The 18,840-nt window shown below is 35.2% G+C and carries 14 protein-coding genes; 9 read left to right on the top strand and 5 right to left on the bottom strand.

The genetic code is table 11. From position 1 onward, the window contains the following. On the bottom strand, positions 1-158 hold a 158-nt coding region (locus ACIQ32_RS07095), incomplete at its 3' end, for a helix-turn-helix domain-containing protein (protein ID WP_396194992.1). A gap of 371 nt (positions 159-529) precedes the next feature. Between ACIQ32_RS07095 and ACIQ32_RS07090 the strand changes: the two genes are divergently transcribed. The 7 genes from ACIQ32_RS07090 (at position 530) to hsdR (ending at position 8,379) form a co-directional block, all read left to right on the top strand. Then, positions 530-2,011 (top strand): N-6 DNA methylase, encoded by a 1,482-nt coding sequence (locus ACIQ32_RS07090; protein ID WP_396194991.1) that lies wholly within the window; start codon positions 530-532, stop codon positions 2,009-2,011. Then, positions 2,008-3,180, top strand: a complete 1,173-nt coding sequence (locus ACIQ32_RS07085; RefSeq protein WP_396194990.1) for a restriction endonuclease subunit S — start codon at positions 2,008-2,010, stop codon at positions 3,178-3,180. The genes ACIQ32_RS07090 and ACIQ32_RS07085 overlap by 4 nt, the downstream gene beginning before the upstream one ends. Positions 3,181-3,186: 6 nt before the next feature. Next, positions 3,187-3,759 (top strand): hypothetical protein, encoded by a 573-nt coding sequence (locus tag ACIQ32_RS07080; RefSeq protein ID WP_396194989.1) that lies wholly within the window; start codon positions 3,187-3,189, stop codon positions 3,757-3,759. 20 nt (positions 3,760-3,779) lie between these two features. After that, positions 3,780-4,415 (top strand): hypothetical protein, encoded by a 636-nt coding sequence (locus ACIQ32_RS07075; protein WP_396194988.1) that lies wholly within the window; start codon positions 3,780-3,782, stop codon positions 4,413-4,415. A gap of 85 nt (positions 4,416-4,500) precedes the next feature. Then, entirely contained in the window at positions 4,501-5,556 is a 1,056-nt protein-coding gene (locus ACIQ32_RS07070) for a helix-turn-helix domain-containing protein (RefSeq protein ID WP_396194987.1), read from the top strand. Continuing rightward, positions 5,557-6,045: a hypothetical protein gene (locus ACIQ32_RS07065; RefSeq protein WP_396194986.1), complete on the top strand. Its 489-nt coding sequence runs from the start codon at positions 5,557-5,559 to the stop codon at positions 6,043-6,045. It abuts the gene before it with no gap. 12 nt (positions 6,046-6,057) lie between these two features. After that, positions 6,058-8,379: an EcoAI/FtnUII family type I restriction enzme subunit R gene (gene hsdR / locus ACIQ32_RS07060; protein WP_396194985.1), complete on the top strand. Its 2,322-nt coding sequence runs from the start codon at positions 6,058-6,060 to the stop codon at positions 8,377-8,379. Between the two features lie 199 nt (positions 8,380-8,578). Here the strand turns inward: hsdR and katG are convergent, their stop codons facing one another. Next, positions 8,579-10,762 carry a catalase/peroxidase HPI gene (gene katG, locus ACIQ32_RS07055; protein ID WP_396194984.1) on the bottom strand — a complete coding sequence of 728 codons (2,184 nt, stop codon included), beginning with the start codon at positions 10,760-10,762 and terminating at the stop codon, positions 8,579-8,581. Positions 10,763-10,984: 222 nt separating this feature from the next. Here katG and ACIQ32_RS07050 point away from each other — a divergent pair, with 222 nt between their 5' ends. Further along, positions 10,985-11,698 (top strand): hypothetical protein, encoded by a 714-nt coding sequence (locus ACIQ32_RS07050; RefSeq protein WP_396194983.1) that lies wholly within the window; start codon positions 10,985-10,987, stop codon positions 11,696-11,698. A gap of 48 nt (positions 11,699-11,746) precedes the next feature. Here ACIQ32_RS07050 and ACIQ32_RS07045 read toward each other — a convergent pair whose 3' ends face one another. The 3 genes from ACIQ32_RS07045 to ACIQ32_RS07035 are packed head-to-tail and all read right to left on the bottom strand — an operon-like array spanning position 11,747 to position 15,821. After that, the gene (locus ACIQ32_RS07045; RefSeq protein ID WP_396194982.1) at positions 11,747-12,118 is read right to left on the bottom strand and encodes a response regulator; all 372 of its coding nucleotides are present in this window, start codon (positions 12,116-12,118) and stop codon (positions 11,747-11,749) included. Between the two features lie 2 nt (positions 12,119-12,120). After that, on the bottom strand, positions 12,121-14,625 hold the full coding sequence (locus ACIQ32_RS07040) for a PAS domain-containing protein (protein ID WP_396194981.1): 2,505 nt from the start codon (positions 14,623-14,625) through the stop codon (positions 12,121-12,123). Between the two features lie 11 nt (positions 14,626-14,636). Beyond that, positions 14,637-15,821: an FIST signal transduction protein gene (locus ACIQ32_RS07035; protein WP_396194980.1), complete on the bottom strand. Its 1,185-nt coding sequence runs from the start codon at positions 15,819-15,821 to the stop codon at positions 14,637-14,639. A 333-nt stretch (positions 15,822-16,154) separates the two neighbouring features. Here ACIQ32_RS07035 and ACIQ32_RS07030 point away from each other — a divergent pair, with 333 nt between their 5' ends. Beyond that, positions 16,155-18,737, top strand: coding sequence for an ATP-binding protein (locus ACIQ32_RS07030; RefSeq protein WP_396194979.1), 2,583 nt, complete (start codon positions 16,155-16,157; stop codon positions 18,735-18,737). Positions 18,738-18,840 lie beyond the last annotated feature (103 nt).

Raw genomic sequence — 18,840 nt, 5'->3', positions numbered from 1 at the left:
TTGAGCATGGCGCCCAACAGTACTTTAGAACGTTGAGGGAGATGACCTTTGCCCAACTCAAAACGGGACACGGTAGTACGGTGAAGCCTTAAAAGTTTAGCCATTTCATCCTGGGTAAACCCCAGCAAGCTCTTGATTTCTTGAGATTTTCTCTTCATAGATTATGGGTTAGTACCCTAATGGTCAAACCATAAAAGGGTAAGTGCATGACTACTAAAACGGAAAAACAGGGGAATTTATTGTGCACATTTTTGTCGCTACTAAAAAATATGACACATTTTATGCTTCATTTTTGTCGCCACTGAAAAGTATGACACATTTTGTGGTGCATTTTTGTCGCTACTGAAAATTATGCACTATGGGGATTCTAATGCATAATGAGGAAAACCGTAAAGGCAGTAAGTTTTACAAAAGTATATTTACCCCCAAAACAACCTAAAAACAGGCTAATCGTAAGAAATTTATGTTGATAAGTTGAGGTAAATTACCTATTCATGGGGATTGATTATGTTTGGGAAAATTGGTATGTTTGAAAGATTACAATTACTATAAAACCATGTTTGAACAAACTTTTAAAAACATTGACGATATACTGCATAAAGATGCCGGTTGTGGAAGCGAATTAGATTATGTAGAACAAACTTCGTGGGTGTTGTTTTTGAAATACTTAGACGATTTAGAGGAAGATAAAAAGAATGCCGCTTTGCTCACCGGTAAAAACTACCAACCCATTATTGCCGAGGAATACAAATGGAATACTTGGGCTGCGCCCAAAGATACTAAAGGCAAAATAGATATTCACAAAGCCTTAACCGGTGATGACTTGACCGATTTTGTAAACAACCAACTTTTTAATTACCTCAAAAAGTTTAAAACCAGTGCCGATAGTGCTGATACAATTGAATACAAAATAGGCGAAATCTTTAGCGAGTTAAAAAACCGCATACAAAGTGGTTACAACCTCCGCGAAGTAATAGATCGCATTGATGAATTGCGTTTTCGTACTCATGCAGAGAAGCACGAAATGAGCCATTTGTATGAAGACAAAATTAAAAATATGGGGAATGCAGGGCGTAACGGTGGTGAATACTACACGCCTCGCCCTCTCATCAGAACCATAATAAAAGTAGTAAACCCACAAATAGGTGAAAAAGTATATGACGGTGCAGTAGGCAGTGCCGGTTTCTTGTGTGAAGCGTTTGACTATATGCGCAGCAGCAAAAACCTCAGCACAACAGATATTGAGACTTTGCAAAAAAGCACCTTTTACGGCAAAGAGAAAAAGTCTTTAGCTTATATCATTGGTATCATGAACATGATATTGCACGGTGTAGAAGCGCCTAATATTGTACATACCAACACGCTTACCGAAAACCTAGCCGACATACAAGACAAAGACCGTTTTGATGTGGTCTTAGCCAACCCACCTTTTGGAGGAAAAGAACGTGCTGAAGTACAACAAAACTTCCCTATTAAAACTGGGGAAACCGCCTCATTGTTTATGCAGCACTTTGTAAAAATGATGAAAGCCGGTGGTCGTGGTGGTATAGTAATTAAAAACACTTTTTTGAGCAATACTGATAATGCCTCTGTTAGCTTGCGCAAAACACTATTAGAAAACTGTAATTTACACACAGTGTTAGATTTGCCCGGTGGCACCTTTACCGGTGCCGGAGTAAAAACGGTAGTCTTGTTTTTTGAAAAAGGCATGCCTACGGATAAAGTATGGTTTTACCAATTAAACCTAGATCGCAACTTAGGTAAAACCAATCCGTTGAACGAAAAAGATTTAGCCGAGTTTGTAAACTTGCAAAAAAACTTTGCAGACAGCAACAACTCCTGGAGTATAAAAGTAGCCGACTTAGACCCAAACACTTTTGACCTGAGCGCCAAAAATCCTAACAAAAAAGAAGAAGCCGCTTTGCGCGAACCACAAAATATTTTAAAGGAAATGAAAAAGTTGGATGAAGAAACCAATAGTATTTTAAACTCAATTTTGGAATTGTTATGAAACAAGGTTGGGAAGTAAAAACAATAAATGAACTAACAACTTTATTCGCTGATGGAGATTGGATTGAAAGTAAAGACCAATCATCCGAAGGAATAAGATTAATTCAAACTGGAAATGTTGGAAATGGTTTTTTTAAAGATCGAGGAGAAAAAGCAAGATATATTTCTGAGGATACTTTTAAAAGGCTAAGATGTACAGAAATTGTTGAAGGTGATTGTTTAGTATCAAGATTACCTGACCCTGTTGGCAGAGCATGTCTTTTACCTGATACAATGGAGAAGATGATTACTTCTGTTGACTGTACAATTATTCGATTCAATGAAAAAAAAATATTTCCTAAATGGTTTTTAAATTATTCATTATCCAAAGAGTATTTTAATAAAGTACAATTGCAAGTAACCGGTTCAACAAGACAAAGAATAACAAGAAAAAATCTTGGTTTAATTGAAATTCCAATCCCACCACTCCAAGAACAACAAGGCATAGTAGCTATTCTTGACGAAGCATTTACCGCTATTGATAAAGCCAAAGCCAACACTGAACAGAATTTAAAAAATGTAAAGGAGTTGTTTGAAAGTGAGTTACAAAAGGTTTTTAGTGAAAAAGGTGATGGTTGGGAGGAGAAGAGTTTAGAAGACTGTTTTAAAATGAAAAGCGGTTTCAATTTGACTAGTAAAATGATGTCTGATGATGGAATTTATCCTGTTTTTGGAGGAAATGGGATAGCGGGATTACATGATAATTTTAATCTTGAAGGCAGTAATGTAATCATCGGAAGAGTTGGTGCATTATGTGGTAATGTAAGACACCTTAACGAAAAAATATGGTTAACGGATAATGCCTTTAAGGTAGTTGACAAAAAATTTGATTTTGATGACGCTTTTCTAACTTACTTATTGAACTTTATAGATTTGAGAAGTTATGCTAGACAAGCAGCTCAACCTGTTATATCTAATTCATCATTAAAGGATGTCCTTTTGAATTTTCCAAAATCCCTTAAAGAACAACAATCCATAGTTTCCAAACTAGATGCATTACGTGAGCAAACCAAAAAGTTAGAAACGGTTTATGAAAAAAAATTACAGGATTTAGAAGAGTTAAAAAAGAGTGTGTTGCAAAAGGCGTTTAGTGGAGAGTTAACGGGTAACCTATTACAGATTACAAAATAGAAATCCATGGAAACGATTACAATTCAAGAATTAAAAGACAAATTAGAAGCTTCATTGAAAAAGTTATATGTTAAAGACTGGTATTTATTAAAACATAATTGTCACGAGAGAAGTATAACGCATAAGCTGGCAGAATATCTTCAAGAATTACTCCCCGACTTTGATGTAGACTGTGAATATAATCTTGACATAGATAATAATGATACTAAAAGAAAAAAGTGGGTATCTGAGAAGGCTAAAGAGAAGGTTATAGAGGAGTTAAAAAAGATAAAAGAAAGTTTAAATTCAGATAATTGGAATTTAACTGAAGAAATTGAAAAGGTATCAGTAAATTTTTATCCTGATATTATTGTGCATAAGAGAGGTTCAAATAAATATAATATGCTCATTATTGAGGCAAAAAAGGGTAATGCAAATGCTAGTTTAGATATAGAAAAACTTAAAGCATTTACAAGCCAAATTGGTGAGCTTCATTATCGCTATTTACTTGGTGCTCAAATTAAATTAGATGTTGAAGCACAACTTAATGGAAAGACCTTTACAAATCCTACTTATTATATTAATGGGGTCGCACAATAAAAAGCCTAAACAGTGAAGTTATGCTAAAAGTAACGTTAAATCAAATTGGAAATAGTGAACCTTTAAATCTTATCGGTTCAGTAGAAATTTTAAGTTTAACTCCAAATACTCCTATTGTTTTTTTAATTGATGAACATCATAAAAACCTAAATGGTTGTATTGATACAAACATTGAAAATACAAAAGAGTTGATTGAAAAAGCAAATGTAGTTTTAGTTGGTGTTGAAAGTTTAGCAGGTGGTATTGAATGGAATAAAGAAAACGAACGTTATGTTGAAGATGACTCCGATGTAAAATTATATAATTTTTATAAATCAACATGGACAAATGGCTGTACGACGTTTGCAGATTCGATAAGTATTAATCATAATAATAAGGTTATTGGAGTTGAAAGTATGGGTATGATGGATAAGATTATTGAGAATATTTATAATGGGTTGTTTACTGATGTGACCGAAGATCCGATAAATCTGGAACGTTCAAAACACTATATCAAAACTTTATTTGAAAATAGAATAGAATTAAATCTTCAAGGGAATTTAATTTTAAACTGTGGTAGCAATCATAATTCACACATTGAAGAATGGATTAATAATGGGGAGATTGAAGAAATAGCTGGCATCAAAGCTAGTTATATAAGATTGAATGCTATTTGATAACCCTGATACATAGCAAATTAATTGTTAAAATGGTTGACAAAATAAATATTAATACTATATTTGTCAACCAAAACTAACTAACATGGAATCAATAATAGGACAAAGAATTCGCAATTCCAGAGTTCACAAAGGTTTGTCTATGCAAGAAGTAGCCGATAATATCGGCGTTTCTAAGCAGATGATCAACAAGTATGAACAAGGGAAATCTATGCCTACCAGCGAAAAACTCATCGCGCTTTCTAAATTGTTTCAGCAAAAAGTAGATTACTTTTTTAGAAAACCCGAAGTAACAATTGGGGAAATCAGTTTTAGAAAAAAAAGCAAATTTGGTGCTAAAAAGGTAAGTGCCTTAAAAGAAGAAATTCGTATTCAAATAGAGAATTATTTGTATATAGAAAATATTTGCGAAGTATCTAATTCTTTTGAAAACCCTCTAGTAAAAAATATTATTAAAAGTGAGGCTGATGTAAAAACTGCTGTAACCACTTTAAGAGCATTTTGGAATATAGGTCAGGATGCTATTCATAACATCATAGACCTATTAGAGGATAACCACATCAAAGTAATTGAAATAGAAGATGAAAGCGGCAACTTCGATGGATTAGCCACAATAATAGATGACAAATACCATATTATAGTTATTAGCAAAGCTATGCCAATAGAACGAAAACGTTTTACTTTACTACATGAATTAGGTCATTTGTTATTGCCAATTGGCCAATTGGAGATAAAACAACAGGAGCGTTTTTGCAATGTGTTTGCTTCGGAAATGTTATTGTCTGAATCAAATGTTTTGAATGAGTTTGGCAAACAAAGAAGCCGTATTAGTTTAGAGGAATTAAAAAATGTACAAGAAAAATTCGGAATTAGTATTTCTGCCATAGTATACAAGTTAGGGGAAACCAAAATAATGTCACAAGACCGTGTTAAGAGATTCTACCAGAAATTGAATTTTGACACTGAATTAAAAAGGATTACTGAACAAAGTCGTTATGATGGTTTAGCACATTCCAATCGTTATGAGAATCTAGTTTACAGGGCTGTTTCAGAGGAGTTGATTTCTTTAAGTAAAGCTTCTTCATTATTGCAGATTAGTTTAGATGAATTAAAAAATAAATTAACTGCAAATATCCGATAGATGAAACTCCATATTAATGATGCTAATATATTAATGGACATCGTCAAACTTGATTTGGCTGAGGCATTTTTGGCATTGGGGTTTGAATTATACACCACTGATTTTGTTTTTGCAGAAATGGAACCGGAGCAACAAGAACAATTGGTTTCTGATACACTCATAAAGATTGGTGCTGACGAAGATGAAATGACGGCAATTTTTGAAATGATGGAACAACACGCCGGTTTAAGTTTTGAAGATTGTTCTACTTGGTATTTTGCTCAAAAAATGGATGGAATATTGGTCACCGGTGATGGTAGATTACGAAAAAAAGCCAGTGCTTCAGGAGTTGAAGTAAGAGGAATGATTTATATCATTGAACAAATAAAAGTACAGGGATTATTACCTGTTGCCATTTGTATTGAAAAGTTAACTGCATTAAAAGCATTGAACGATCGCCTTCCGATAAATGAGATTGATAGTAGAATTGAGGCATGGGGAAATGAATAAACCAAAAAGTGTATGAACGAAGCCGAAACCAGAGCCGAACTTATAGACCCTCAACTCAAAGCCAGTGGCTGGGGTGTTATAGAAGACACTAAGATATTACGGGAATATAATATTACCGCAGGTCGCATTCAACTTGGTGGCAAACGTGCCAAGCCGGTTATTGCCGATTATGTGTTGGTTTATCGTGGTATCAAGTTAGCGGTGGTAGAAGCAAAAAGCAATGAGTTAGAAGTTGGCGAAGGTGTGATGCAAGCCAAAGAATATGCTACTCGATTACAGTTAAAATATACCTATGCGGCTAATGGTAAAGAAATTTATCAAATAGCAATGGAAACGGCCACCGAAGGATTGGTTACCTCCTTTCCTACTCCTGAGGAATTATGGGACAAGGTTTTTGCTAAGGCTAATGATTGGCGGGATAAGTTTAATGCGATTCCGTTTGAATTAATTGACGGTTCAAAAGGCGCTCGTTATTATCAGGAAAATGCGGTAACTAAAACCATGGAAGCTATTGCCAATGATAAAGACAGAATACTGTTAACCTTAGCCACAGGAACAGGGAAAACGTTTATTGCTTTTCAAATCGCTTGGAAGTTATTCCAAACCCGTTGGAACTCCAAAAAAGACGGCTCTCGCAGACCACGTATCTTGTTTTTAGCTGATAGGAATATCTTAGCCAATCAGGCGTTTAATTCATTCTCTGCTTTTCAGGAAGATGCCTTGGTAAGAATAAAACCCTCAGAAATTAAAAAGAAAGGCAATGTACCTACAAATGGGAGCATCTTCTTTACAATATTCCAAACGTTTATGAGTGGCACTGATAAAGACGGAAATCCTGAACCTTACTTTGGTGAATATCCTAGAGACTTCTTTGATTTTATTATCATAGACGAATGTCACCGTGGCGGTGCCAATGACGAGGGCAATTGGCGTAAAATATTAGAATACTTTTCGCCTGCGGTACAACTGGGATTAACTGCTACTCCGAAACGAAAAGATAATATTGATACTTATAAATACTTTGGCGAACCAGTCTATATCTATTCTTTAAAAGAAGGTATCAATGATGGTTTCCTAACACCATTTAAAGTAAAACGCATTCAAACTACGCTTGATGAATATGTATACACACCAGATGATGATATAATACAAGGTGAAGTTGACACCAAAAAGATTTATAAAGAAAGTGATTTTAACCGCATCATAGAAATCAAAGAACGAGAAAAAAAACGTGTCCAATTGTATATGGACGATGCCAAACCGAATGAGAAAGCGATAGTATTTTGTGCCAATCAGCAACATGCCGCCGCTGTTCGTGATTTGATTAATCAATACAGTAAAAGTACCAATCCCAACTATTGTGTTCGTGTAACGGCTAATGATGGTGCAATGGGTGAACAGTACTTAGAAGATTTTCAGGATAATGAAAAAACCATACCTACCATATTAACGACTTCACAAAAACTCTCTACCGGAGTTGATGCCCGCAATGTTAGAAACGTAGTATTGATGCGACCGGTAAACTCAATGATTGAGTTTAAACAAATTATAGGTCGTGGTACAAGAATGTTTGACGGTAAAGATTACTTTACGATTTATGATTTTGTAGATGCTTATAAAAACTTTCTTGACCCTGAATGGGATGGCGAACCTATAGAACCCGAACCAACACAACCAACCGGAGGTGTTAAGCCAAAAACTGATGTTGTAAATGATCCTCCTTCTGAACCTATAGACAGACCTAAAAGGGAAAAGGTAAAAATTAAATTGGCGGACGGTAAAGAGCGTACTATTAAAAGTATGGTTTCTACATCTTTTTGGAGTGCGGATGGTCAGCCTATTTCAGTGGAACAGTTTATGAAAAATCTATATGGCAAACTCCCTGAATTCTTTAGTAATGAAGAAGAGTTAAGAACCATTTGGTCAAATCCTATCACACGCAAATCATTCTTAGAAAAACTAGATTCGGCAGGTTATAGCAAAGACACTCTCTTGAGTTTACAAGAACTAATAGAAGCAGAAAACAGCGACTTGTTTGATGTGTTAGAGTATATTGCCTACAGCATTGACCCAATAACCAGAGTAGACCGCGTAGCACAAGCCAAGAAAAGTTATGCTATAGGATTAGATAACAAACAACAAGAGTTTTTAGACTTTGTGTTATCCAAATATATTGAAACCGGTGTTGATGAACTAGACCAAGAGAAATTGCCACAATTACTGATACTAAAATATCAATCTATCAGTGATGCGGCAGATACTTTAGGTGGTATAGAAAAAATAAGAAATACATTTATTGGGTTTCAGAAGTATTTGTACGGGAAAAGTGCATAACATAAGATATAGAGTTAAGGTAATTGATTAGTTAAAACTGAACACCTTAGACAATCAAATAAAATATTAAAATAATTATTGCCATAGCATTATAAAAAAGTCCAAGCTCGTGCGCAAATCCTTTCACGTTCGACAACCCAAATGACTAATAAAAAAAGCAGCTCAATGAGCTGCTTTTTTATCTATAAACTATAACTACTTAAGCCAAATCATAACGGTCAGCGTTCATGACTTTAGTCCAAGCCGCTACGAAATCGTTTACAAATTTTTGTTTGTTATCGTCTTGTGCATAAACCTCCGCGTAAGAACGCAAGATAGAGTTAGAACCGAAAACCAAGTCTACTCTGGTAGCCGTCCAACGGGTTTCGCCGGTTTTTCTGTTGACGATGTTGTACGAGTTTTTGCCGGTGGGTTTCCAAGAATAATTCATATCGGTTAAGTTCACAAAGAAATCGTTGCTCAACACACCCACCTTATCGGTAAATACGCCGTGTTTAGAACCACCGTAGTTTGTCCCTAACACACGCATACCGCCTATTAAAACTGTCATTTCGTGAGCGGTTAATCCCATCAACTGGGCTTTGTCTAACAACATTTCTTCGGGCTGTACCTTGTAGTCACTTTTCAACCAGTTTCTGAAACCATCGTGTAATGGCTCCAGTACGTCAAAAGATTCGGCATCCGTCATTTCGGCTGTAGCATCTCCTCTACCCGGTGTGAAAGGTACTTTAACGCCCGCTGCTTTTTCAACCGCAGCAGTTCCGCCCAGTACAATCAAATCGGCCAAAGATACTTTTTTGCTCAATCCGGCTTGGATTTCGGTTAGTTTAGCTAACACTTTATTCAAACGTTCCGGCTCGTTGCCTTCCCAATCTTTTTGTGGCGCTAAACGAATACGAGCCCCATTGGCTCCTCCACGGAAATCAGAACCACGGAAAGTACGAGCACTGTCCCAAGCAGTGTTGATTAATTCGGTTGCCGTTAAGCCGCTGTTTAATATTTTAGCTTTTAAATCTTCAATTTCTGCATCCGAAAGGGTGTAATCTACAGTTGGTATCGGATCTTGCCAAATCAATTCTTCTTTTGGCGCATCGGCTCCTAAGTAACGACTTCTTGGGCCTAAATCACGGTGGGTTAACTTGAACCAAGCTCTGGCAAACGCATCTTCAAATGCTTTTGGGTCTTTTTGAAACTTCTCAGAAATTTTGCGGTACTCCGGATCCATTTTCAACGCCATATCGGCATCGGTCATGATTGGATTTCTGCGTACGCCTTTGATGTGGGCATCAAACGGTTTGTCTTCTTCTTTCATATTAATCGGATCCCATTGCCAAGCACCGGCCGGACTTTTAGACAATTGCCAATCGTGGTTTAATAATATATCGAAATAGGTATGGTTCCATTTGTCGGGATGCGAAGTCCAGGCACCTTCCAAACCACTGGTAATCGTATCGGCACCGTTTCCGTTTCCTTGTGGATTTAACCAACCAAAACCTTGCGTTTCAATATCGGCCGCTTCCGGTTCCGGACCTAAAGCATTGGCATCTCCGTTTCCGTGGGCTTTCCCTACGGTGTGTCCACCTGCAGTTAAAGCTACAGTTTCCTCATCGTTCATGGCCATTCTCAAAAAGGTTACGCGCATGTCTTGAGCCGTCTTTAAAGGATCAGGATTGCCGTCAACCCCTTGCGGATTCACATAAATTAATCCCATCATTACGGCTGCCAAAGGATTTTCTAAATCCCTCTCACCCGAATAACGGCTTTTTTCACCACCGGATGTGGCTAACCAAGTATTTTCTGAACCCCAATAAATATCTTTTTCAGGGTGCCAAATGTCTTCACGACCACCGGCAAAACCGAAAGTTTTAAAGCCCATAGATTCATAAGCCATATTACCGGCTAAAATCATCAAATCTGCCCAAGAGATTTTATTGCCGTATTTTTTCTTGATAGGCCAAAGTAATCTTCGGGCTTTGTCAAGGTTACCGTTGTCCGGCCAACTGTTCAAAGGCGCAAAACGCAAGTTTCCGGTTCCGCTACCGCCACGACCATCGGCTATACGGTAACTTCCGGCACTGTGCCATGCCATACGAATCATTAATCCGCCATAGTGACCCCAATCCGCAGGCCACCAATCTTGGCTTTCAGTCATTAATTTTTTTAAATCGGTTTTTAAAGCTTCAAGATCTAATTTTTTGAATTCTTCCGCATAGTTAAAATCTTCTCCTAAAGGATTGGTTTTAGTATCGTGTTGGTGCAAAATGTCTAGATTTAGTGCATTCGGCCACCAAAAACTATTGTTAGGAACATCGGTTCCTTGTTTTACTTGCGCTCCTGAGAAAGGACATTTCCCTGAGCTGTTTGGATTGTTGCTGTTATCCATATCGAATTTGGTTTAAGTTTTATAACAGTCAAATTTACCTTTTATTTACTTATGAACTTTATTTTTTTAATAGATAAAAACTATATTTAAAGTTGTCTTAACCTATACAACCTTTGCTAAAGATTAAATCTAAAACCTATCCCTTATTTTGTAGGAAATATAAAATATAATAATTATGTTCGCTAAATACTTTTAAATCAACACCATAAAATCAAACTGCTTATGAAACATTTTAAACTTCTAATCTTTTCCGGTTTGTTATTGACAAGTTCATTGATTTCAGGACAAAATCAATGGTTTAGTACTTACAAAGATTCTTTAGCCTTAGTCAAGGAATCCAATCGTTTGACTGAACTATTCAAAGCAAACATCAAAAAGTTGAAACCCGAGTTGAATATTAAAACCGGTGCCATTTTGAACACGACACCTTATCTGATTTTTTATGGTGAAAATGATACGGTTAACTTACCCCTTTGGTCGCAAGTAATTCCTCCGATTAAAGGTTTTACCGCACAAGTTGCCGGAAGTGAAACGGAAGGTGAAAGAATGTTTGGCTTATTTTTCAATGGTTTTTATTTGCCTCATGAATTAGGACATGCCTTGCAAACGTATGTAGACCCGAAAGGAGCTGATGTTAGTTTTAAAAACGAATATCTGGCCAATGAAATAGCAATGCTATGGTGGCGCAAACAAGGCAAAGAAAAAGAATTGGAAGCTTGTTACGAATTGGCCAAAACGATGTTTTCAAAGTTGCCAAATCCTGTGCCTGAAGGACAAACTGTTGAAGAGTATTTCACCAAAAATTATGAACAAGCCGCTAAAGATCCTTTTGTATACGGCTACATGCAGTTTGCACAATTCATAAAAGTGTATGAAGACCAATCGTTACCTGACTTTGATAATTACTTAACCAATTATTTTAAAAAGTTAGATTAACCCTTAAAATTTAAAAAAAAGCTACTCTTTAGAAGTAGCTTTTTTGTTTTAATGGGTTAACTCCATCAAATTATTAATATTCAAAGGTTTTTCCAGATAACCTTTAAGCATGGGATATTTTGCCGCTTGCTCTCTGTCTTTAATATTAAGTGAGGAAGTTAAGATATAGATATTCAATTGGACCCAATTAATATTTTTGCTTTTGATGAGTTCATCTAGAAATTCAAAGCCATTCATTTCGGGCATATTGATATCTAGCAAAACAATTTCACCTTGACTGTTTGTATTTTTTTTAAAATAATCAAGCGCTTTTTTTCCAGAGCTGAAATCAGTTATCTCTGCTTCATAATCAGCATTTTTTATAATCTTTTTATGAACTAAGTTTATAATAGGGTCATCATCAATGAGTATATACTTCATATTCATAACTTGTTAACGGGTAGTTTAATATTAATTTCAGTACCCAATGTTTTTTTAGATTTCAGAGATATGGTCCCATTTAATTTTTCAATAATTTCTTTACTGATATAGAGTCCTAATCCGGAGCCAACACTTTCGCTACAGCCTCTGTAAAACATTTCAAAGACTCTAGGCATGTTTTCTTTATCAATCCCTTGACCATTGTCAACTATGTTGATGACGATCATTTTGTTTTTCTTGGTCATGGTAAATTTAACGAAAGATTCCTGGTTTTTGTTTTTATATTTCACAGAATTTCCGATTAAATTTTTGAGTAAGGCTCTCATTCTAAATTTATCTGTAATGATCACGTCGTCAATATCACTTTCATAAATTAAGTCAATAGCAGTATCGGCCGAATATTTCGTATCGTTAAATATTTCGTATACCGTTTCCCTGATGTCGACTTCTTCGAGTATGACCTCTAATCGGGAGTTTCTAGAATACTCTAAAATATCCTGAATAGAATAGTCCATTCGGCTGGCACTGCTGTCAATAAGTTTGATGTATTCGACCAAACTCGTCGGTTGAACCTCATTGTAATCTATTAAAGATATCAAGCCTTTGATAGACAATAGCGGTGACCTCAAATCATGAGAAACCCGATAGACAAAATTGTCTAATTCTGAATTTACTTTTTGGAGTTCCTCATTGTTGCTGATCAAATCCTTTTGTACTTTATTGAGTTCGCTAATATCGACACCGGATAAGATGATATATTCTAATTTTTCATCCTTAAAAAATGGCAATACCGTATTGAGCAATTCTATTTCTTCGTTGTCTTTTTGGATGATTTCCTCATACTTTACTGCGGCTTTGTCCTCTAGTGATTTTTGAATATGAAAGATCAACTTGTTGACTATAGACTGAACATGCGCATCTTTTGAATACACATTATAGACCGATTTAAAAAGTTGATTTTTCCAAAACGGACTACAACTGAGCAAGGCTTCATTGCAATAAATTAATTCCTGAGACGCGTTGAATACCGCAATTTTATTGGGTAAATGATTTAAAATATTTTCATAAAACTGTTTCAGAGACGCTATTTTCTCATCGGCTATTTTCTTCTCCGTAATATCAATAGAACTACCGACCAATCGGATGACTTCTCCTTTACTGTTTTTTTCACCGATTACAAGTGTTTTCAAATAGCGGACAGATTTGTCATCATGCCTGATGATTCTGTATTCTTTTTCAATACTATCCACTTCTGAAGAAAGTACTTTATTCCGTTCTTTGATCACTCGATCTTTATCATCAGGATGCAACGAATTTAACCAAAGCTCATAGAATCCACCTTTTATTTGGGTTTTACCGGCACCATATTGATTGATTAAAATATCGTTCCAAGTAGAGTCGTTGACTTCCTTATTCCACTCCCAAATTCCAATTTGGGATTTATCAGAAATCATTTCAAACCTGGAATTCATTCTTAAAATCTCTTCTTTAAATTCTATTTCATTGGTTATATCCTTGATCACATAAATATAATTGATATGCTTTTTATCTTCATTTAAAACCGGAATGATTTCAATTTGACTGTAATAAGGTTTGCCGTCTTTTGTATTATTGTGAAGCGTCAGCTCGACATTTTGCTTGTTTTTTAGGGCGCTAGAAATTCTTTTCTTTTCGGCAAAATCAGTAATATAATCATGAAACAACTCTTTGGTTTTCTTGCCGTAAACCTCCTCAAATAAATACCCGGTAGTTTTTGTAAATGAATCGTTAACCCATTCAATTACTCCTTTCTCATTGGTAATAATTACCCCGTTTTTAGTTTTGGTGGCAATTAATGACAATTTTTTAAGTTCTATCTCAGAACTGGTAATTGTTTCAATTTGGTTTTCAATTTTTTTGTTTTGGTAAAAATTAGTCAGTATCGATAAACATTGTTGGGAGAACAAACTAAAAATAGTTTCATGTTTGTCGTTTAATTTTTCATAGAATGGCGCTTTACCAGAAGACACCATGCCAATTAAATATACCGATAAATTCAAAACATTATCATGGGCTGAATGAAATACCGCATCTGAATATTGGCTCATGTAATCTAACAACTCCAATCGCTTTTGGGAAATAATAACCGATTTGGATTTGCCTACAATTTCAGATAATTTCAATAAGTCTTGAATGGTTCTTTCTTTGTTCTCATTTTTTTCAAAATGGACACCTTCACTAAAAAAAATATTCTTTCCGGTATTATTTTCAACAATAAGAATCATCGAAGCCTCAACCTCTAATATGTCAACAATACCTTCTACGGCCATAGTGAGAAATTCATTCACTTCATGACTTTTAAGGGCGCTATTGCTGAATTTATTCAATCGTTTGTAAAGTACTAACTCGTGATCTAATTTATCTTGCGCGTTGATCAACTGCTGCTCAATATAAGAGAAACGAGTGACTCTCAATTGCAACTCTTGATAGTCCCTAAGCAATACCTCAAAATTATTTTTGGTTTTCATAGGCAGTTGTATCATCGGTAAATTACGTATAAAGCAGTGGTGTAATTGTGATAGGTGTTTTTACCGCCTAATTTGGCAAACTCCCCAAAACCATACATGCCTAACCACGGAGGGCAATTTCCGTCAGTTGAAAAAGGCGATTGCATTTTAAACACCAATTCTTCTTTTAATATTCTGTCGGTTAAAAATCGACCTCTTGCCAAACAATCTGCGTGAAATACCGCTACCGGTTTTTTATGGTCATTGCGGCTGTTGATGCAATTCACGATGCGATTCATTTCTTTAAAAATGACTTCTTCATCTCTAACGGTCAACCAAAGCTTTGTACCCTCAACACAAGTGGTAGCGTAATGCATATCATCTCCTTCATGCTTAGTAACAACCCTCAAAATGTGATTGTTTCCGTATTCTTCTGCTAATTCGGGAGAAAGTTTTTCTGCCAAAGCACCAATGGGAATGGTATTACCACAATCAGACTTATCGTCTAATCCCAATCGGTTTAAATATTCAGACCATGCCGGTTTGCCGTTTAATTCTTTGATGATATGTCCTTCAGATTTGGTTACAATCATCGGTTCACCAATAGCAATAAATCCGTGGGTTGCTTGGGTATCCACTTTCAGGGTAGCATCACAAAAACCAATGGCATAAGCACCATGCTCAAAAACGTCATCATTAACCGCTTGGTAGCTGACATATCCTTTCATATTGTCTGAAGACGTAGCACCAAAAATGGTAACTTCCGGACCAAAGACAGCTTCAAATGCCGCAATACATAAATCGTTATTGATATCAATTCCTGACCCCAAAAAGTAAATCATATTGATGCCGTCTTTTTGAGAGGCCAATGAGTTGGCTAATTCCAATGCTTTTTCATAAGAATTATGTCCTAAAAGATTATCGGTTTTTGCTAAGGCATACTCTTTCCCTTTAATAGCCATAAGCGCTATATCTTTCATAGATTCGCTTACACCTTCTCTTCCTACCACACCACAACAAGACGCTGCGACCACATTGGCATGAGGCACTAGTTTTTTTGATTCCTGTACAATATCATGAAAATCATGACCGATTGAAGCATGAAAAATTAACAAATCAACATCGCTATAATCATTATCGCAAGCGATTTCTAAACATTCCGCAACACCTCTACGGGTATTTACTATTCTTGTTGAAGCAGAGTAAAATTGAAGCATAAGTAATATGTTTAAAATGTAAGACTTGGATTAAAAAAAAGGGCATTCAGTGTAGTTTATTAACAATTTAATCAATCTTATTAACTTTATAGATAAAAATAAGTTGAAGAGTGACCAATAATCGATTAGTGGTTTATTAGTTTCGATAAGTAATAATCGTTATCTTTAAAAAGTACAATTAAACAAAAGTTAATTGTAATAAAAAGCACAATTACACCTTTAATCTATTTATATAAACACTTTATACACAAATTAAAGCCGTTTAACCTATAAATTAAAAAGAAAAAAAATCCACAATCTAAATTTGAATATTAATTAGATTTATAAATCACAATGGACCTGTCAAATCACAGTTTGTTTACCCTTTTGGATGCGATAGCCATGCCGACCATTGTTTTTACAAAGGATCGAGAGAGTTGTTTCATTAATAAAAAGGCACATGAAGTACTAAAAAATACTTTAGCAACTGTTACCGTTGACAGCATCAACTCTTTACTTGACAACATTGATTTAACTGATTTAACAGTTCCGCTAGTTGCCCAAAAATCGATTAGCGGTGGAAACCAAAACACCATTGGCATTGAATTAAGCATTACAAAATACACCAATGAAGGCGTATATTATATATGTTCATTAACCATAAACTCCTCAAAACAACCGCTGAATCTTCTGGAAAAGAAAATGGCGTTAACCCAAAAAAAACTTGGCCTTTTTGATGTATTTATCAATCGCATTAAAGAAGGAGTTTTAGTTTTTAATTTTGACGGGAAATTGGTTTATACCAATCAAGCCGCAGAAAAGACTCTCAAGATTAAAAGTGATGAACTAACCTCGGTTTTTATTTGGGAAATATTCAAGTACTTCGACAACATCGTAAAGTGGAAACAAATTCTATTTAAAATCAACAAAAAAGAATTTGTTTTTACTGAAAAAATAAAAAACAAACACCTTTTAATCGAACTACAAAAAAGAAATTTTGAGGGCGATGACTATTACCTACTCATTTGTAATGACATCACTGAGAACCTAAAAGATAAAGTTACGATTGATGAGAAAAACACACAAATTGATTTTTTTCAAAACCACTTTCCGGTGGCTTTATTTCAGTTCCATGTGTTGAAAAACAAGGTACATTACTTTCATCATGTTAGTAAATCCTTTTATGACCTTTTTGGATTTAACATTTTAACGCATTACAAGTCTTGGTTATCCCGACTGAATATCCATCCGGAAGATGTTTCTTCTTTTTTAGAAGCAGCCCAACAGTCTATTTTATACAATGAGAATTTTAAATTCACCGGAAGAATGCTACTCAAAGACAAAAGTGTCAAATGGTTTGAGGCCAAAGCGATTCCGGTATTTCAAAATAATAAAATAGTGTTTAATGGCATTATTTGGGATATTTCACAACAAAAAATAGCCGATTTTGAAATTAGAAAAAAACGAGAATTCAACGATTCCATTCTGTTCAATATCCCGGCTGATGTGGCAGTATTTGACAAAAATCACAACTATTTGTTCATTAATCCTAATGGCATCTCCGACCCCGAACTTCGCAGTTGGATGATAGGAAAAAACGATTTTGACTATTGCGCCTTTAAAGGAGTTGACAATACTATGGCTATTAGAAGAGAAGAATTTTTCCAAGAAGCTAAAAGAACCGAAAAGCAAGTAGAATGGGTTGATGAAGTTTCAAAAAATAACAGAACATATTATATCCTCAGACGCTTTTTCCCTTTCTATGTGGAAGGCGAATTTGCTTATATGATAGGTTATGGCATTGATATATCAGACATTAAAAACCTACAAAACATACTCTCCAAAACCGAAAAACAAAATAATCTCATCATGCAATCTTCCATGGATGCTATTGTTATCATTGATGAAGATTGTACCATTTCATTTTGGAACACCCAAGCCGAAAAAATATTTGGATGGACTATCAACGAGGTCATTGGCAAAAGCTTACCAAATCTCATCCTTTCAGAAGACAACGGTTGTTTTGAAATCAACGACTTTTTTAAGAAAATTGAGCTTTCCGGTCAATCTAATACTACCTTGGATTTGAACGCAATTAATCGTGATGCTAAAACTTTTCCTATCGAGCTCACCATGATTTCGGTAGATGATTTAGACTACAAATCAAAATACTTTGTCTTCATTAGAGACATTAGCAGTCGCAAAGAAAAAGAACATCAAATTCAATTGCAAAATGAAATTTTAAAACGACAAAATATTGAATTAGAACAGTTTAACTATATTGCTTCACACGACTTACAGGAACCTTTACTAACCATCATTGGGTACTCGGATCTTTTGACGGAAGAATTCAGCAATGATTTGAATGATGAAGGAAAACTGTTTTTAAACTTCATACACAACTCTGCCAACAGGATGCGTTCACTGATTTCCGGTTTATTAGAATACAATAGGATCAACAAAAACAGTGAAGTAAAATTAATTGACTTGAATAAAACTTTATCTGAAGTGATTGATGATTTATCGGTTAACATTAAAGAATCAAATGCTAAAGTACAATTCAATAAGCTTCCTGTTATAGAATGTTACCCTATCTTCATCCGATTACTTTTCCAAAATCTAATCAGTAACGCATTGAAATTCAGAAAACAAAATAACGCCGTTGAAGTCCATATTCAGACTAAAGAAAACACTGATTCTTGGCAATTTAGTGTTAGAGATAACGGAATAGGAATAGAAGAAAAATATTTTAATCAAATCTTTCAAATCTTCCGTAGACTTCATACTACGGAGGAATACAGCGGTTTCGGTATCGGACTCGCCCATTGCAAAAAAATAGTGGATATCCACAACGGAGCAATTTGGATTGAATCAAAGGTGAATGAAGGCACTACATTCAATTTTACCATCTCAAAAAAACTAAAAAATGACAACTAATACAATCATACTTATTGATGACGATTTATCGGTAAACTATTTTCACCGAAGATTAATTACCATCTTAAACTTGACTGATGACATCCACACTTTCTTTAACGGA

The organism is Flavobacterium sp., assembly GCF_044373165.1.
In the GTDB taxonomy this organism is placed as follows: domain Bacteria; phylum Bacteroidota; class Bacteroidia; order Flavobacteriales; family Flavobacteriaceae; genus Flavobacterium.
The sequence above is the reverse complement of the archived record's forward strand: the minus strand, read 5'-3'. Positions and strand labels throughout refer to the sequence as shown.

What these genes read in the sequence shown, in the direction of transcription:
- ACIQ32_RS07085 (WP_396194990.1), top strand. Translation starts at nt 2,008, where the DNA reads ATGAAACAAGGTTGGGAAGTAAAAACAATAAATGAACTAACAACTTTA.
- ACIQ32_RS07080 (WP_396194989.1), top strand. Translation starts at nt 3,187, where the DNA reads ATGGAAACGATTACAATTCAAGAATTAAAAGACAAATTAGAAGCTTCA.
- ACIQ32_RS07035 (WP_396194980.1), bottom strand. Translation starts at nt 15,821, where the DNA reads ATGCTTCAATTTTACTCTGCTTCAACAAGAATAGTAAATACCCGTAGA.
- ACIQ32_RS07065 (WP_396194986.1), top strand. Translation starts at nt 5,557, where the DNA reads ATGAAACTCCATATTAATGATGCTAATATATTAATGGACATCGTCAAA.
- katG (WP_396194984.1), bottom strand. Translation starts at nt 10,762, where the DNA reads ATGGATAACAGCAACAATCCAAACAGCTCAGGGAAATGTCCTTTCTCA.
- ACIQ32_RS07070 (WP_396194987.1), top strand. Translation starts at nt 4,501, where the DNA reads ATGGAATCAATAATAGGACAAAGAATTCGCAATTCCAGAGTTCACAAA.
- ACIQ32_RS07030 (WP_396194979.1), top strand. Translation starts at nt 16,155, where the DNA reads ATGGACCTGTCAAATCACAGTTTGTTTACCCTTTTGGATGCGATAGCC.
- ACIQ32_RS07045 (WP_396194982.1), bottom strand. Translation starts at nt 12,118, where the DNA reads ATGAAGTATATACTCATTGATGATGACCCTATTATAAACTTAGTTCAT.
- hsdR (WP_396194985.1), top strand. Translation starts at nt 6,058, where the DNA reads ATGAACGAAGCCGAAACCAGAGCCGAACTTATAGACCCTCAACTCAAA.
- ACIQ32_RS07040 (WP_396194981.1), bottom strand. Translation starts at nt 14,625, where the DNA reads ATGAAAACCAAAAATAATTTTGAGGTATTGCTTAGGGACTATCAAGAG.
- ACIQ32_RS07050 (WP_396194983.1), top strand. Translation starts at nt 10,985, where the DNA reads ATGAAACATTTTAAACTTCTAATCTTTTCCGGTTTGTTATTGACAAGT.
- ACIQ32_RS07075 (WP_396194988.1), top strand. Translation starts at nt 3,780, where the DNA reads ATGCTAAAAGTAACGTTAAATCAAATTGGAAATAGTGAACCTTTAAAT.